This is a genomic window from Bifidobacterium cuniculi (assembly GCF_000741575.1).
Lineage (GTDB): Bacteria > Actinomycetota > Actinomycetes > Actinomycetales > Bifidobacteriaceae > Bifidobacterium > Bifidobacterium cuniculi.
This window is the reverse complement of record NZ_JGYV01000014.1, coordinates 1-16,087: the sequence shown is the minus strand read 5'-3', so window position 1 is coordinate 16,087 and position 16,087 is coordinate 1. Positions and strand designations below refer to the sequence as shown.

Sequence of the window (16,087 nt, the reverse complement as noted above, 5' to 3'; positions counted from 1 at the left end):
AAAAACGTCGCACACAACGGGACCACTCCGCATTTGTGTGCGACGTTTTTCGTCGTTTCAAACGTTTGACCCAAGGTCATGTCGCGCACAACGCAAAGTGGCGCATTGTGTGCAACGCGCGTCATTCAGCCCATGAGGGCCTTGGCACCGATGTCGTGGCGGTAGAACATGCCGTCGGTGTTCACGTTGTCGAGGATCGCGTAGACCTTCTCCTGCGCGTCGGCGATGCTCGGGGCGTTGGCCTCCACGAGGAGCACGCGGCCCGAGTCGGCCACCAGGTTGCCGTCCTCGTCCTTCTTCACGCCCGCATAGAACACGTGGGCGTCGGGGCCGGTCTCGATCTCGGGGATCCTCGCGCCCTTGACCACGTCACCCGGGTAGCCGTCGGAGGCCAGGACCACGCCGAGGGTGGCGCCCTCCTCGTCCCAGGTGAACTCGGGCGTCCGGCCGTCCAGGATCGCCTTGACGGCGGCACCCAGGTCGCTGGTGAGCTTGGGCAGCACGACCTCGGTCTCCGGATCACCGAAGCGGGCGTTGAACTCGATGACCTTCGGGCCGTCCGCGGTGGCGATGAGGCCGGCGTAGAGGATGCCGGTGAATGGCGTCCCCTCGGCGGCCATGGCCTCGACGGTAGGCTTGATAATGGTTGCGATGGCCTGATCCACCACGTCGTCGCCAATCTGCGGAACGGGGCTGTAGGCACCCATGCCGCCGGTATTGGGGCCTTCGTCGTTGTCGTAGGCGCGCTTGTGGTCCTGGCTGATGGGCATGGACCAGAACTCGGTGCCGTTCACGAAGCTCATGAGGGAGAACTCCTGACCCTCGAGGAAGTCCTCGATCACCACGCGTGCGCCGGCGCTTCCGAAGCGGTGGTCCACGAAGATGTCGTGCAGGGCGGCCAGGGCGCTGTCCTCGTCCATGGCCACGGTCACGCCCTTGCCGGCGGCCAGGCCGTCGGCCTTGACCACGATCGGCGTGCCGTGCCCGCGCACGTAGGCCACGGCCGGCTCGAACTCCTCGAAGGTGCGGTAGGCGGCGGTGGGGATGCCATAGCGGTCCATGAGCCTCTTGGCGAAGTCCTTGGACCCCTCGATCTGCGCGGCCGCCTTGCCGGGGCCGAAGGCGGGGATGCCGGCGTCGGCGAAGGCGTCGACGATGCCCTCGATGAGCGGCACCTCGGGGCCCACGAAGACCCAGTCAATGTCGTTGTTGCGCGCGAAGTCGATGAGCGCCGCCTGGTTGGAGGGGTTGAGCTGCATGGTGCGGATGCCCTCGTCGAGCTCCATGCCGGGATTGCCGGGGGCCACGATGACCTCGTCCACGCTGCCGCCGCGCAGCAGCGTATGGGCGATGGCATGCTCGCGCGCGCCTGACCCGATGACCAGAACCTTCATCTCTCTTGTTGTCCTTTCACTCGGATGGTGAAAAATAGGGGAACCCTAGCGCAGTTCCACGTCCTCGTCCGTCTTGGCCACGACGCCGCCGATGCGGTAGCCGAGCTCACCGGCATGGTCGAGCAGGTTCATCGCCTCGTCCGCGCGGTCGGCGGGGACGGCCACGACCATGCCGATACCCATGTTGAAGATGTTGTACATCTCCAGGTGGTCGATGTCGCCGGCTCGCTCAATCACGTCGAAGATCGCCGGTTCGGGCCAAGAGTCGAGCTCGATGCGCGCCGCCAGGCCGTCGGGCAGCATGCGCGGCACGTTCTCGATGAAGCCGCCGCCAGTGATGTGCGCGACGCCGTGCACGATGCCCACCTCGAAGAGCGGCATGAGCGCGTTCACGTAGATCTTGGTGGGGGTGAGCAGCACGTCGCCCAGCTCGCGGTCGCCGAGCTCGGGCAGGCGCGTGTGCACGTCGTAGCCGGCCTGCTCGAAGAGCGCCTTGCGCACCAGGGAGAAGCCGTTGGAGTGCACGCCGGTGGACGGCAGGCCGATGAGCACGTCGCCCTCGGCGATGGCCGAGCCGTCGACAATCGCGGAGCGTTCCGCGCAGCCGACGGTGAAGCCGGCGAGGTCGTACTCGTCCGCGTCGTACATGCCCGGCATCTCCGCGGTCTCGCCGCCGATGAGCGCGGCGCCTGCCTGCACGCAGCCGTCGGCCACGCCGGCGACGACCTGCTCGAGCACCGCCGGCTCGTTCTTGCCGCAGGCGATGTAGTCGAGGAAGAAGAGCGGCTGGGCGCCTTGGGCGACGACGTCGTTGACGCACATGGCCACGCAGTCGACGCCGATGGTGTCGTGCTTGTCCATGAGCTTGGCGATGACGAGCTTGGTGCCCACGCCGTCGGTGCCGGAGATGAGCACGGGTTCGCGGTAGTTCAGTGACGCGAGGTCGAAGAGGCCGCCGAACCCGCCGATGCCGGAGACGACCCCGGGGCGGTTGGTGCGTGCGACATGCGACTTGATGCGCCTGACGACCTCGTATCCCGCCTCGACGCTGACGCCGGCGTTCTCATAGCTTTGGGGCATGGTTGACCTTTCCTGGGGTTGGGTGGTGCTGGTGGCTTATTCGTTGGCGATGCAATACTCGGTGGGGGCGGTGCCGGCGTGCTGTCCGTGGGGATGGTGCACGAACTGGGTGCCTTCGTACATCGTCTCACGGCCGTCGTAGCCGGGCAGGCTCACGCGGTCGTCCGGGGTGAGCGAGTCGAGGAAGTCCTGCTCGTAGTCGTCCAGCGCGGTTGGGTAGTCGCCGTTGAAGTACGCCACGCACAAGCCGCCGTAGGGGGCGTCGGCGTTCAGTCCGATGGAGTCGATGAGGCCGTCGACGGACAGGAAGGCCAGGGAGTCGGCGCCGATGAACTCGCGGATCTCCTCCACCGACTTCTTGGCGGCGATGAGCTCCTGCGTGGTGGAGATGTCGATGCCGTAGAAGCAGGGGTATTTCAGCGGCGGCGAGCTGATGCGCATGTGCACCTCGGCGGCGCCGGCCTCCTTGAGGAGGGTGACGATGCGCTTGGAGGTGGTGCCGCGCACGATGGAGTCGTCGATGACGATGACGCGCTTGCCCTTGACGACGCTCTTGACGGCGGAGAGCTTCATGCGCACGCCCTGTTCGCGCAGTTCCTGCGTGGGCTGGATGAAGGTGCGGGCCACGTACTGGTTCTTGATCAGGCCCATCTCGTTGGGCAGGCCGGCTGCCTCGGCGTAGCCGGAGGCGGCGGACAGCGACGAATTGGGCACACCGATGACCATGTCCGCTTCGACGGGGGATTCCTCGGCGAGCTTGGCGCCCATGCGCTTGCGGGCTGAGTGTACGTTCACGCCGTAGATGTCGGAGTCGGGGCGGGCGAAGTAGATGTATTCCATCGAGCAGATGGACAGCTGGGTGTTGCTCGTGTAGGTGAGGGCGCGGTAGCCGGAGTCGTCGATCACGATCATCTCGCCGGGCTGGATGTCGCGGATGCGTTCAGCGCCCACCACGTCGAGCGCGCAGGTCTCGGAGGCGAGCACGTAGGCGCCGTTCTTCATGCGGCCCAGCGACAGCGGGCGGAATCCGTTGGGGTCGAGTGCACCGATCATCTCGTGCTCGGTCATGATGAGGTAGGCGAAGCCACCGTGCACCGTGTTGAGCGCCTCCTGGAGCTTGTCGATGATGCCGGTGCGCACGGAGCGGCGGATGAGGTGCATGAGCACCTCGGTGTCCGAATTCGAGTGGAAGATGGCACCCTCGTCCTCCAGAGCACGGCGCAGGGACGGGCAGTTGGTGAGGTTGCCGTTGTGGCACAGGGCCATGTCGCCGTCATGGAAGCGGAAGACGAAAGGCTGAATGTTGTCGATGCCGCCGGAGCCGGCCGTGGCGTAGCGCACGTGGCCGATGGCGTGTTCGCCGGTGAGCTTGGCGATGTCCTTCTCGTCGGAGAAGACCTGGGTGAGCAGCCCCAATCCGCGGTGGCCGATGAGGTGGCCGTGGTCGTTGGATACGATGCCTGCGCCTTCCTGGCCGCGGTGTTGCAGGGCGTGCAGTCCGAAATAGGTGAGGCGGGCTGCGTCGGGATGTCCCCAGACGCCGAAAATGCCGCATTCTTCGTGGATCTCTTCGAGTTCAGCAGACAAGCCGAAGCTCCTTCCGGATAGAAGACCGAGGGATTCGCTACGGGATAAACAGTAGCAAGCGGCGACTACATCACCAAGTCGCCGTACCGTGCCGATGGCGTGGTATTCCGGTCATTCGGCCGCAAGGAGCCGGTTCACATGATGGACCAGCCATGATGTGGGCATCCGAGGCCCACGATGTGGTACGGGGATCGGTTCCTGTGTGGTGGGGCCCGCTTAGAAATATCACGGGAAAACGAGAGATTCCTAAGAGGGCCCCACCACACAGGAAACCCGGCGCTACGGGCGGGAGGCAAGCGGTCCGGCCATCCGCTGCAGCCAGTCGCGCGCCAGGGCGCCAAAGAGGGCATCACGCTCGATCTGGGCGTTGTGCCCGGCCTCGTCCAGCAGGGCGAAGGTGGCACGCGGATAGGCGTCCAGCAGACGCATCGCATCGTGGAAGCCCACCGTGTGGTCCTGGTGGCCCGCCACGATCAGCGAAGGACGGTCGAAACCGGCAGCGGCGATGGCGGCATCCACGTCGAAGGACAGTGCGTAGTGCTGGGATAACGCGTGCAGGAAGGCTCGGTCGGCGCGTTCCACGCCATTGCGCAGGGCGTCGATGTAGCGGCGGTGGGTGCGTGCGTCGGCGATGACGAAGGCGTCCGTGAAGCGTTGCCGGTCCTGCGGGGTGAGCGAATCCAGGTAGGTCGGGTCGTCGAAGCGGGCGACCTGCCCGGGCAGGTCGCGCTCGAACCGGTCCGGCTTGACCACCGGGCAGATGAGCATGAGGCCGGTCACGGCATCGGGCCTCTTGGCAAGGATGCCACGGGACAGGTAGCCGCCGTAGGACTCCCCCACCAGGGCGAACCGCTTGCCTGCCTCGGCGTCGGCGAAGGCGAGAAGCGCCTCGAGGACACGATCGGCGCTGGCGAAGTCCAGGGGCGCGTTCGACCGTCCCATGCCCGGCAGGTCCATGTAGACACGACGCCAGGAGGCCCTCTCCCCCAAGGACGCGAAGACGGGCTCCATGCAGTCGGTCATGAGACGCAGGTCGCAGCCCATCCCATGGACCATGAGCATCGGTTCGCCCTCGCCGAAGGTCTCGTAGTGCAGCCTCAGGTCACCGTAGTCGAAGAACATGTCTCACCTTCCCTATGCCATACGCGCCGCAGCCCGCGCCGCCCCTCCATCTTCGGCGGGGACGGCACGGGCCGCGGCCCATGTTCACGGTGGGGAAACAGCCGTCAGTCGGGCAGCGTCATGAAATCCGTCTCCTTGAGGTAGTTGTCGCCGGCCACGATGTCGTATTGGATGAGCTTGTAGTCCTCGAGCATCTGCCTGGTCTCGGCGTCCATGTCCGCTTCGCTCATCGGCTGGCCGTCGGCGTCCAGGTAGATGGGCTGGCCTTCGGGGATGCGGTCCCAGCCCTGGATGGTGTTCACCACCGGCGGCTCCATGGCGGCGATGCGCGTGTGCAGTTCGGTCAGGAAGGCCAGGTACGGGGACACCTTGGCGTGCATCTGGTCGGCGGCCTGCGCAATGAAGAAGTTGGGCGACGAGTAGACGTTCGAGTCGTCCGTCGTGTTGCTCACGCCGTTCTTTTCGCTCGCCTTGTTCGACCAGATGAAGTAGTCGGTCAGGTGCAGGGCGAGCGAGTTCGACGAGTCGGCGCCGGCGGTCGTGTAGATGCCGGGCAGGTGGTCGCCGTAGAACACCACCGTCACGGGCTTGTCGATGCCGTCGAGCTGCTCGAGGAACTCCTTGGTCGCCTCGTCGGTCAGTTCCATGCCCTTGGCGTAGGTGCGCAGGGATTCCTTCTCCGTGTCGGTCATCGCTGCGGTCGAGTCGGAGGAGTCGGTCACCTCGAAGTCATTGTCGGCGTACCAGTCGTTGTAGGGCATGTGGTTCTGCATGGTGATCACCTGCAGGAACTGGCTGTCCTCGCTCTTGCGCACCTCCTCGAGGGTGCTTTCGTAGGTCGCCTCGTCGGAGACGTAGGGCGAGTCGTCGATCTTGTCCTGATGCGAGATGATGTCCTTGCCTTCGAGCGCGTAGAAGTGCGAGAAGCCGAGCTTCTCGTAGTTCGTCTCGCGCGAGTACATGCTCGGTTCGTAGGGGTGCAGCCCGATGGAATGCTCCGGCGAGCCCCACAGCTGGTTCACGCTCGGCGTCCAGCAGGCGGTGGGCAGCACCTGCTGGTAGGGACTGGTCAGCGACTCGTCGAAGTTGACCATGCTCAGGCCCGTCAGTCCCATGTACTCGAGGTTCGCGGTGCCGCCGCCGTAGCCCGAGGACAGCATGAGGCCGGAGGTCGTCTCCCCCTTGAGCTGGCGGATGAAAGGCATGGGATCCTTGTTGAGTTCGACGCCGGGCACGCGCGTGGGGTCGGAGAAGGACTCGGACAGGACGTAGATCACGGTGCTGTCGGTGAGCGTATGGTCGCGGTCCTCGTTGATGGACGCGGCGGCCTTGGCGTAGCGTGCGGCGACCTCGTCCATCTTCTCCTTGCCGTATCCTTCCGGCTGCTCCATGATCTTGGGGTCCAGCTGGCGCAGGAAGGACACCAGCGGGCCGTTGCGTTGGGCGTCATAGACCGAATCCCACATCGAGGGAATGTCCCCCATGCCGCGGGAGACCTGGTATCCCCACGAGTCCACGGTGCCCACGCTCATGGTGTATCCGCCGAGCAGGAGCGCCGGCACGAGCACGCCGATGACGCGGATGGCCGCGCCGAGCGGCCTGGGGGCATGCCATACCATGGCGCCGTGGCGGCCGTCGAAGTGCGAGCACACCGCGCACACCGCGACGGAGACGACGATCACCGCTGCGGCCGCGCCGATGACGAGCGGCGCGCCGTCGGGCAGGAAGCTCATGATGTCGCCCGTGTTGCTGCCCAGGAAGTTCAGGTCGCTCGGCAGGATGACCTCGTAGCGTGCACTGATCTTGAGGTGTTCCGCCGCGGCGATGCCCGTGGCGACGGTGAGCAGGATGCCCGAGGCGATCCAGAACCGGTTGGTGGCCATGAGCAGGATGACGTAGATGATGGCGATGATGACGATGTTGAGCAGGAACACGAAGTTGCCCTGGCCCATCTTCTCGACCATCGTCCACAGGCTGTCGAGCGAGCTCGACAGCTGGATGCGGGTGGAGGTTTGCGTCACCCCCTGCTGCAGGATGGCCAGTGCGAGGATGTCCACGAGGATGAAGGCGATGGCGTACGCCCACCATGGCCACGGTCGGCGGGTGCACTTCCTGTCACGGGCCTCCTCGGGTTCGAGGGTGCGGATGTACAGTTCCTCGACGTGCTGGTCCGCGTGTGGGGTGGGAACGGATTGGTCATCGCTCATGCTTGCCATGCTCCATGGTCGGGAAATACGCAAAATGCAACAGTGCCATTTTCCTCCCCTCAGCTGACAACCGCACGGGAACGATGGGCTACCATGGGGACAGTGCGGAAGGCGATCCCGCAGGCGCGGCACGCGTACGAAAAGCGGTGCCTGCGGTATGCGCATGCAGAGGGCGCATGCTTTCCGCATATGTTCACGGAGAGGAAACCGAGGAGTTTGACGATGAGCGCAACACAATCCACTCCCGGCAGGGACAAGTCGTCCCGCACCGCCACGGGCGGCGTGGGTGCGCAGTTGCTTGCCGACCTGCGCCGGTGGGCGCACGAACAGCGGTTCGCACTGTGGGTCACGTTCGGCCTGGTGGTGGTCAACCTGTGCTGGTGGCTGTGGTATGCCGTCCAGCACAAGGCAGCCCCATACCAGGCGCTGGCCACGACGCTCGGCGCCTTCGACCTGGGACGCCTGTTGTCCTCCCTGGTCCTCACGCATAACCTGTTCCAGCTGGTCGTGGAAGCCGTGCTGGTGCTGGTGGTGCTGTGCATGGCCGAACCGCTCATGGGCGCGTGGCGTACCGTGATCGCGAGCGTGGCCAGCGCCGTGCTTGGCGTCTTCCTCGGCCTGCTGCTGTGCATGGGGTTGAGTTCGCTGCTCGGCGACGTCCAGCTCATCTACCACATCGGCTTCACGCTCAGCCCGGTCATGCTGGTCATCGGCGCGCTGATGGCCTCCACCGCCTTCGCCTACCAGCTGTGGCGGCGGCGCGTGCGCATCGTGGGGTATGCGGCCATCCTCGTCGTACTGCTTTACGGCGGCAATCCCGGCGACTACTGCATGCTGGCGGCCGCTCTGATCGGCCAGCTGCTCGGACGGCTGATGGCCGGCGCGCCGCGGGAACGCGAGCGTTGGCACTGGCAGCGCAGTTCGTCGCGTGAAGTGCGGCGCATCATGGGCGCCATCGGCATGGTCCTGGCCCTGGGCCCGGTCGTGGCCGCCACGTCGCGCACGGCCGCCGGCCCGCTGACGTCGCTGGCATGGGTGCTCAGCCCGCACTCCAACGACTCGGCCAAGCTGGCTTCCTGCATGCATGGCGAGGCGACGGTCGGCTGCCTGCGCGAATATGCGCTGGCGCGGGTGTCCATGCCCGGCGACGTGGCGCGCTCCTTCCTGCCGCTGCTGGTGATGATCGCCCTGGCGTGGGGCGTCTACCTGGGACGGCGCACCGCCGCGATCGCCAGCATCGTGTTCTATGCCATGTCCGCGGTGATCACCCTGTCCTATTACCGGTTCATGCCGACCGACGGCGGATCCGCCTGGACCGTGCACGGGTTGCTGTCGTGCCTGATCAATGCGCTCATCCCCCTGGCCTATGCGATCGTCCTGTGGGTGGAGCTGTCGCATTTCCAGATCCGCACCAAGACGCGCACCCTGCGCACCAGCTTGGTGGTGATGTGCTGCACGCTGGTGGCCTGCGCCGCCGTCTACCTCGTCTTCGGCCTGGTGAGGCCGTCCGACTTCAGTCCCCGCCCCGGACTGGGGACCTTGCTGGCGGAGCTGCCCAGTCGGTTCCTGCCCGTCGGCTTCCTGACGAACACCCGCATGGCCTTCATGCCCGTCACCGCCTTGGCGTCGCTGGTTTCGCAGGGTGTGGGCGTCGTGTTCTGGGCGGTCCTCGTGGTGGTGTCCTTCGCGTGGCTCAACGCCTCGATCGACTATGACAAGAAGGCCCACGACACTGCCGACGCACTGGTGGAGCAGGGCGGCGAGTCGATGAGCATGATGGCCACCTGGGAGGGCAACGAGTACTGGCTCTCCCCCACCGGCCGCTCCGCCGTGGCATACCGGGTGCTCAACCGCATCGCGCTGACCACGACCGGCCCCTTCGGTGACCCCGAGGAGTGGATGGGAGACCTCGACGAGTTCGCCCGGTACTGCGGCAACCATTCGTGGTCGCCGGTCTTCTATGCCATCCACGAAAAGCAGCATGACTACCTCAGGCAGCAGGGGTGGCATTCGATCATGGTCGGCGAGGAGATGCTCATCGACCCGCAGGCGTGGAAGACCACCGGCAAGAAGTGGCAGGACATCCGCACCGCCATCAACAAGGCGAAGCGTGAGGGCATCACCGACGAGTTCACCACCTATGCCGAGGCGTCCGAGGACGTGCAACGCCAGATCGAGGAGATCTCCGAACAGTGGAGCGAAGGCAAGGCGCTGCCGGAGATGAAGTTCACCCTCGGCGGCGTGGAGGAGCTCAAGGACCCGCGCGTACCGATCCTGCTCGCGATCGACGCCGACGGCACGGTGCAGGGCGTCACCAGCTGGCTGCCCACCTGGCGCGACGGACGCATCATCGGCTACACGCTCGACTTCATGCGCTATCGCGAGGGCAGCTACAACGGCATCATGGAATTCCTGATCGCCCGCATGGCGCAGCGCATGCACGACTGGGGCGTGGAGCATCCCGACCAGCAGGTCGAGTACGTGAGCCTGTCCGCCGCCCCCTTGACGGGTCTGGACAGCTACACGGATGCACGCAGCGACGACGACTCGAACATCGACGGCACCACCATGCTGCAGCATGCGCTCGCCCTGGTCGCCGACCTGCTCGAACCGGCCTACGGCTTCAAGTCGCTGTACAACTTCAAGATGAAGTTCCAGCCGTCCGAGCGTCCCGTGTTCATCAGCTACCCCGACTCGGCGATGCTGGCGAACATCGGTCTCGCCATCGTGCGTGCCTACCTGCCGACCCTCACCGTCAAGCAGGCCCTGGGCATGCTCAAGGACTTCAAGCCGAAGAAGCCGGCCAAATAGAAACCTCTCGTTTTTCCGTGACTGTTCTCAGGGTTCCGAAATTAAAGCGGGCACCGGGTCCGGATGCTTTCCGAGATTAAAGCGGGCACCCGGACGAGGGCGAATCCCAACTTAAAGCGGGCACCGGGTCGAAGAACTGAAAAGTTCTTCGACCCGGTGCCCGCTTTAAGTTGGGAATCGCCCTCGTCCGGGTGCCCGCTTTAATTTTCCGGATCCCCGAGAAAAGCCACGGAAAAACGAGAGGTTTCCCAGAGGAGGGGGCATGAGACCCCACACGCAGTGTGTCAGTGCTGCGACTGCGTCTGCATATTCGTACCAGACTGCTGCTGCGTGGTCGTGCCTGTGCCGGTCACGGTGTTGGAGGTCTTCATGTACTTGTCGACCGCCTGCCCGTAGTCGTTGTCCATCGGCAGGTTCTTCTTCTCCGCGTACGCGCTCACCGCCTTGCTGAAGGCGGGGGCCGCGATCGTGGAGCCGTCCCAGTAGCCGTGGTAGTTGCCGTTGATCGCGATGTTCTCAATCGGGTGGTTCATCGGGTCCTGCACGTCGCCGACGAGCACGAAGGTGGCGATCTGGTTGGGGATGAAGCCGCCCGTCGTCACGTACATGTTCTCGTTGGTACCGGTCTTCGCGAAGGTCTTGCGGTTGTTCGCCAGCTGCGCGGCACTGGCGGCGCCGTCGGAACGCGTCACACCCTGGTTGAGCGTGTAGGCGAGGGTCTGGATGATGTCCTTGTCCACCGCCTGGTGGCAGTTGGCCTTCGGCACCTCGAGCTGCTCGCCGTCCGAGTTCTCCACGGACTTCAGCGCGATAGGCGTGCACTCCACTCCGTTGGCCGCGTATGTCGCGTACACGTTCGCCATGGTCAGCGGGGACACCGAGGTGGTGCCGCCGATGAGCAGCGCCGGGTGCATGGAGATGTCGCTGTAGACGTCCTCCTGGCCGATCTTCGAGTTGTGGTAGCCGACGGCCTTCGCCGCGTCCGCCACCGCGCACAGGCCGATCTGCGCGCCCATGGCCGCCATCGTCGTGTTGTGCGAGTGGACGAGGCCCAGGAAGGGGCTCTCCGGGCTCACCGTGCCGTTGGTCAGCGCGTTGGTCACGTGCCAGTTGTCGCTGCCGCCGGTGTAGCCGTTGCAGCTGAAGCGGCTGGTCAGGAAGTCGGTGGGCGCCACGAGGCTCTCGTTGATCGAGCGGCCCTGCTGCATCCACGCCACCAGGTTGATCGGCTTCCACGAGGAGCCGATCGGGAAGCCCTGGCCGCCGCCGTCCACCTGGTCGACGGCGTAGTTCATGGAGGACTTGGTCTGGTCGGAGGCCGCGGCGTCGGTCGCGTCATAGGTGCGGTTGATGCCGAAGCCGAGCACCTCGCCGGTGCCGGGCTTGACGGAGGCCATCACGATCTCCATGCCGCTGGGGTCATCCGCGGGGATGGTGGCGTTCGCCGTCTCCATCATGGCGTTGCTCGCGTCCATGTCGAAGGTCGTCACGATCTTCAGGCCGCCTTCCTGGAGCAGCTTCTCGCGCTCCTCGGCGGTCTTGCCGAACTCCTGGGAGTTCTCGATCTTGTGCACCACGTAGTCGCAGAAGAAGCCGGCATTGTACTTCGCGGCCATGCAGCCGCGCGAGACGTCGGTCAGGTGCAGCGTGTCCACCAGCGGCGTGTTGACGGCTTCCTCGTACTCCGCCTTGGTGATGAACTTCTGGTCGTACATGAGCTTGAGCACGATGTTGCGCTGCTTCTCCGCCTCCTCCTGGTTCGCCTCGATGGACGGGTCGTACTGGGAGGGGTTCTTCGTGATCATCGCGATGGTGGCCGCCTGGACCACGTTGAGCTGGTCCGCGGTGGTGTTGAAGTAGCGTTCGGCGGCGGCCTGCACGCCGTACAGCGAGTTGCTGCCGAACTGGGCGATGTTGAGGTATCCCTGCAGGATCTCCGACTTGGAGTACTTCTTCTCCATCTGCACGCTGAGGAGCATCTCGCGCAGCTTGCGCGCGATGGTGTCCTCGGTGGCGTGGTACTCGCCGATCGGGTCGTCGCTCTCGCGGGCCTTCGTGGCGAGCACGTTCTTCACGTACTGCTGGGTCAGCGAGGAGCCGCCCTGCTGGTCGCCCTTCTTCATGTAGGTCTGCACGAAGGCGCGCATGACGCCCTGGACGTCGACGCCCGAATGCTCCCAGAACCGCTTGTCTTCGCGAGCCACGACGGCCTGCATCATCGGCTTGGAGATGTCCTTGAGCGGAACGACCTCGCGGTTCTGCGCGTAGAATTCCGCGATGACGGTCTTGCCGTCGTTCGCGTACATGGTCGACTTCTGCGGCAGGCTGGTCACGTCGAAGTCGATGCCCTCCACCTGCATGGAGGGTGTCACGGCCTTGACCACGCTGTTCGCGCCCATGACCGCGGGCAGGAAAAGCCCGCTGAGCGCCACGCCGCCGGCCAGGCAGAGCGTGACGAACGCCAGCGCGAGCGCGAGGATGCGCACTCCGGTGAGGGGTTTCTTCTTGTTAGGCATGCGTTCCATTCTACGGCGCATGCCCTACCTTGCACCAGCCCTTGCGGGTAGGTTTCATGGAGATTTGAGGCAGCTTTCAGCGAACAGGCAGGAGGCTTGCAGGAACGGCGTGTCCGACGGCCGCCGACCGGGCCGCGCAGACCGCGTCCCGTCGACTGCTGCCACGGTGAGGGCGGCACCCATGCCCCGCAGACCGACGTGCCGTCCGTCTACCGCTGCGAGCGGCGGATGAGCTTGCCCGGTTCGTAGATGACGATTGTGCGCCCCTCGCGTGCGATCCATCCACGGTTGGCGAAGTCGGTGAGCGCCTTGTTCACCGTCTCGCGCGACGAGCCGACCAGCTGCGCCAGCTCCTCCTGCGTGAGGTTGTGTGGCACCTCGAGGCCGCGTTCGACGGGCCTGCCGAAGCGCTGCGCCAGGCTCAGCAGCATCTTCGCGAGGCGTGCCGGCACGTCCATGAACACCAGGTCGGCGATGCGCTCGTTGTTGGCGCGCATGCGGTGGGCGAGCACCTGCAGCATGTCGACGGCGACACGCGGGTAGCGGTCCAGCCACGCGAAGAGGTCGTCGTGGTCGAGCCAGACGACGGTCGTGTCGTTGGCCATGACGACGGCGGAGGCGGTGCGCGGGCCGCCATGGGGGTCGAAGACGGGGATCTCGCCGAGCAGTTCGCCGCGCGTGTGGATGCTCAGCAGCTGCACGCGGTTGTCGGCGGACTGGCGGATGAGCTTGACCTGCCCGCGTTCGATGACGTACATGCGGTGGTCGGTGTCGCCTTCGCGGAAGATGACGTCGCCCTTGGACAGCGTCATGCTGCGCATGTGCGGCAGCAGCTCCTGTGCCTGCTGCGGCGACACCTGCTTGAACAGCGCCGTGTCCAGCAGCGGGTTGCGCGCGTCAGCTTCGTCGTTCGGCGCCATGGTCACCTCTGGTTTCAACTCCGTCAAATACGGTATTCCATTGTATCCGGTGGGCTGTCGGGGAAGGACGCGGCCGTGCGTTCCAGCACGTCGAGGACCTGTGTACGCGTGAGGGCGACCTGCGCATCGAGCGGGTCGACACGCCGGGTGGCGGACTTGACCGCCTTGTCGGAGAGCTTCTCCGCGCTCGTGCGCAGCAGCCGGCCGCCCAGCGTGGCGTCGAATCCGTAGGCGAGCGTGACGTGGTGCAGCAGGCCGCCGGGCAGCCTGCGCGCCGCCGCTCCCCCGATCTTGCCGCGCGGCGAGGCGATGTCGTTGAGTCCCGAGAAGCGCGCGTCGATGCCGCAATCGCGCAATGCCGCCACCAGCCACGCGTCGCACAGCCTGAAGGCGGCCGCAGTGCCCAGGCCCTGCGTGAAGCCGGCGGGCGCGTAGAGCGAATAGGTGATGGTCAGTTCGGGCACGACGAGCATGGCGCCGCCGCCGGTGGAGCGGCGCACGACCTGGAAGCCCAGTTGCTGGGCGGCCTCGACGTCGACCTCGTCGGGGATCGACTGGTAGCGGCCGACGACGACGGCCGGCGCCGCCCACTGCCAGAAGCGCAAGGTCGACGGCCGCCGGCCGTCGGCGACCTCGGCCGCCCACCGGTCGTCGACGGCCATCTGTTCGTCCGGACCGCGCGGCACGTCGCGCACGACTCGCGGACGCAAGGCCCGCCAGCGTCGCGCGACCTCCGCGTCCGGCAGTGCATCGGCGCCGTCGGCGTTGCCCGCTGCCGCCCGCAGCCGCCCGACACGTGCACGGCGACGGCGCTCGAAGCCGTCGGTGGCGCCCAGGGCGCGCACCGCGGCGAGTGCGACGGCCTCGGCGTCGACGCCGGCGAGCGCACGCCCCAGCACCGGCCGCAGCCGGCTCGCCGCCTCGTCGTACCACCCGTCGGGCTCGCCCTCCAGGGGCGGCATGGCGTCGAGGACGCGCGCGGCGGCGTCGAGCACGGAGGCGTCCTCGAGGAAGAAGTCGCCGTCGATGCGCGCACGGTCGGTGAGGGTGACGCGCACGAACTTGCCGCCGGGAACCTTGGCCTCGCCGGTGCGGACGGAGGTCATGTCAGTCGACGAGTTCGACGCCGCGCGCGTCGCGGTGGGCGGGGGTGCCGTAGTCGGAGGTGAGGATGTGCACGCCGTCGACGATGGACCACACCAGGGAGACGAGCGGGCCGACGAGGACGATCCAGCCGATGACGGTGAGCAGCAGCTGGGCGATGGCCTTGCCGGTGTAGCCCAGGTAGAAGTTGTGGATGCCGAGGGTGCCGAAGAAGAGGGCGAGCAGGCCGGCGAGGATCTTGTTGCGCGGCACGTAGTGCGGCGGCTGCACCTGGTAGTCGGCGGGCAGCGGCAGCCCTGCGCCCTGGGCGGGGACGCCCTGCTGCGTGGGCGCCGCATACGGGGCGTCGTAGGGGTTGCCCGGCTGGCCGTAGGGGGTGCCCGAGGCATCCTGCGGCAGCGGTGCCGCGTAGGGGTCGGTCGGCTGCCCGTAGGTGCCGGGGGCCGTCTCGTCTTGGTAGGCGGGCGCGGCGCCGTAGGGGGAGGTCGGGCTCGCGCCGTAGGGAGCCGGCGCCTCGGTATAGGAGGGTGCGGCCGGCGCCGCGTAGGTCTCGGTTTCCTGTTCGGTGACGACTTCCACCGGTTCGGAGGCCGCGGTCGGTGCCGCGTAGGCGGGTGCCGGTGCCGCGTAGGGATCGGTTCCCTGCCCGGCGGGTGCGGCCGGCGGCACGGAGGCCGGTTCGGCGTGCGGATCGTTGGCGTAGGGGTTGTTGTTGTATTCGTCGCTCATGGCTCTCCTTTTGGTGGACGACGTTTCCCTCCTCCACTGTACCCAATGAAAGCGCCCCCGGAAACCTTTCGTCCGTTCCTCTTCATCCCCCAATGCCCCACCCCCACTCCCACTCCCACTCCCGTGAGAAACATCACGAAAAATGAACTGTCCCCCGTTTTCTGGACGGGGTTAATGAGTGTCACCCACCCTCATGGTGTGGGTGCTCAGTCTACCATGCCCCGGCCCTACCCGGCCAGGGCCAGTAACGCCTGCTCATAGCGGTCGGGGCTCATGCCCCCGACCGCTGCCTGGCAGCGTGTCGAGTTCCAGTAACGGATGTAGCCCTCCAGGTCACGCTTGAACGACTCATAGTCAGCCCATTGACGACCCCGGAAGAACTCGTCCTTGAGATGACCGAACACCTGCTCGGTCGCGGCGTTGTCCAAGCAGTTGCCCTTGCGTGACATGCTGCGCACGATGCCCATGCGCGCGCACGCCCGCGCCCAGGCGGGCTGCTGGTACTGCCAGCCCTGGTCACTGTGCAGCAACGGCACCGCGCCCGCCGGCAGCGCATCGGCCAGGCCGGCCAACAAGTCAGCCTGTTGCGCCCAGTCCGGGTGACGCGAGATGCTGTA

Annotated in this window: 11 protein-coding genes; 1 reads left to right on the top strand and 10 read right to left on the bottom strand. The window is 66.2% G+C overall.

Annotated features, from left to right (window positions below; genetic code table 11):
• Nucleotides 1-125: 125 nt before the first annotated feature.
• The 5 genes from purD to BCUN_RS07755 all read right to left on the bottom strand — a co-directional run bounded on the left by purD (nucleotide 126) and on the right by BCUN_RS07755 (nucleotide 7,390).
• Nucleotides 126-1,394 carry a phosphoribosylamine--glycine ligase gene (gene purD / locus BCUN_RS07775; protein ID WP_033516471.1) on the bottom strand — a complete coding sequence of 423 codons (1,269 nt, stop codon included), beginning with the start codon at nucleotides 1,392-1,394 and terminating at the stop codon, nucleotides 126-128.
• 45 nt (nucleotides 1,395-1,439) lie between these two features.
• Nucleotides 1,440-2,474: a phosphoribosylformylglycinamidine cyclo-ligase gene (gene purM / locus BCUN_RS07770; protein ID WP_033516473.1), complete on the bottom strand. Its 1,035-nt coding sequence runs from the start codon at nucleotides 2,472-2,474 to the stop codon at nucleotides 1,440-1,442.
• Between the two features lie 36 nt (nucleotides 2,475-2,510).
• Nucleotides 2,511-4,061 (bottom strand): amidophosphoribosyltransferase, encoded by a 1,551-nt coding sequence (gene purF, locus BCUN_RS07765; RefSeq protein WP_033516474.1) that lies wholly within the window; start codon nucleotides 4,059-4,061, stop codon nucleotides 2,511-2,513.
• 279 nt (nucleotides 4,062-4,340) lie between these two features.
• Nucleotides 4,341-5,183, bottom strand: a complete 843-nt coding sequence (locus tag BCUN_RS07760; protein WP_033516476.1) for an alpha/beta fold hydrolase — start codon at nucleotides 5,181-5,183, stop codon at nucleotides 4,341-4,343.
• Between the two features lie 104 nt (nucleotides 5,184-5,287).
• Nucleotides 5,288-7,390: an LTA synthase family protein gene (locus BCUN_RS07755; RefSeq protein ID WP_034258568.1), complete on the bottom strand. Its 2,103-nt coding sequence runs from the start codon at nucleotides 7,388-7,390 to the stop codon at nucleotides 5,288-5,290.
• A gap of 222 nt (nucleotides 7,391-7,612) precedes the next feature.
• On the opposite strand from BCUN_RS07755, the gene BCUN_RS07750 reads away from it, so the two are divergent.
• Nucleotides 7,613-10,201 (top strand): bifunctional lysylphosphatidylglycerol flippase/synthetase MprF, encoded by a 2,589-nt coding sequence (locus tag BCUN_RS07750; RefSeq protein WP_081895625.1) that lies wholly within the window; start codon nucleotides 7,613-7,615, stop codon nucleotides 10,199-10,201.
• 284 nt (nucleotides 10,202-10,485) lie between these two features.
• Here BCUN_RS07750 and BCUN_RS07745 read toward each other — a convergent pair whose 3' ends face one another.
• The 5 genes from BCUN_RS07745 to BCUN_RS07725 form a co-directional block, all read right to left on the bottom strand.
• On the bottom strand, nucleotides 10,486-12,726 hold the full coding sequence (locus tag BCUN_RS07745; protein WP_033518578.1) for a transglycosylase domain-containing protein: 2,241 nt from the start codon (nucleotides 12,724-12,726) through the stop codon (nucleotides 10,486-10,488).
• 200 nt (nucleotides 12,727-12,926) lie between these two features.
• Nucleotides 12,927-13,637: a Crp/Fnr family transcriptional regulator gene (locus tag BCUN_RS07740; RefSeq protein WP_033518582.1), complete on the bottom strand. Its 711-nt coding sequence runs from the start codon at nucleotides 13,635-13,637 to the stop codon at nucleotides 12,927-12,929.
• Between the two features lie 23 nt (nucleotides 13,638-13,660).
• Entirely contained in the window at nucleotides 13,661-14,743 is a 1,083-nt protein-coding gene (locus BCUN_RS07735) for a lipoate--protein ligase family protein (protein WP_051920938.1), read from the bottom strand.
• Nucleotide 14,744: 1 nt separating this feature from the next.
• The gene (locus BCUN_RS12630) at nucleotides 14,745-15,470 is read right to left on the bottom strand and encodes a TM2 domain-containing protein (RefSeq protein WP_051920937.1); all 726 of its coding nucleotides are present in this window, start codon (nucleotides 15,468-15,470) and stop codon (nucleotides 14,745-14,747) included.
• A 227-nt stretch (nucleotides 15,471-15,697) separates the two neighbouring features.
• On the bottom strand, nucleotides 15,698-16,087 hold a 390-nt coding region (locus BCUN_RS07725; RefSeq protein ID WP_034258566.1), incomplete at its 5' end, for an IS3 family transposase.

What these genes read in the sequence shown, in the direction of transcription:
- purD (WP_033516471.1), bottom strand. Translation starts at nt 1,394, where the DNA reads ATGAAGGTTCTGGTCATCGGGTCAGGCGCGCGCGAGCATGCCATCGCC.
- purM (WP_033516473.1), bottom strand. Translation starts at nt 2,474, where the DNA reads ATGCCCCAAAGCTATGAGAACGCCGGCGTCAGCGTCGAGGCGGGATAC.
- BCUN_RS07760 (WP_033516476.1), bottom strand. Translation starts at nt 5,183, where the DNA reads ATGTTCTTCGACTACGGTGACCTGAGGCTGCACTACGAGACCTTCGGC.
- BCUN_RS07755 (WP_034258568.1), bottom strand. Translation starts at nt 7,390, where the DNA reads ATGAGCGATGACCAATCCGTTCCCACCCCACACGCGGACCAGCACGTC.
- BCUN_RS07750 (WP_081895625.1), top strand. Translation starts at nt 7,613, where the DNA reads ATGAGCGCAACACAATCCACTCCCGGCAGGGACAAGTCGTCCCGCACC.
- BCUN_RS07745 (WP_033518578.1), bottom strand. Translation starts at nt 12,726, where the DNA reads ATGGAACGCATGCCTAACAAGAAGAAACCCCTCACCGGAGTGCGCATC.
- BCUN_RS07740 (WP_033518582.1), bottom strand. Translation starts at nt 13,637, where the DNA reads ATGGCGCCGAACGACGAAGCTGACGCGCGCAACCCGCTGCTGGACACG.
- BCUN_RS07735 (WP_051920938.1), bottom strand. Translation starts at nt 14,743, where the DNA reads ATGACCTCCGTCCGCACCGGCGAGGCCAAGGTTCCCGGCGGCAAGTTC.
- BCUN_RS12630 (WP_051920937.1), bottom strand. Translation starts at nt 15,470, where the DNA reads ATGAGCGACGAATACAACAACAACCCCTACGCCAACGATCCGCACGCC.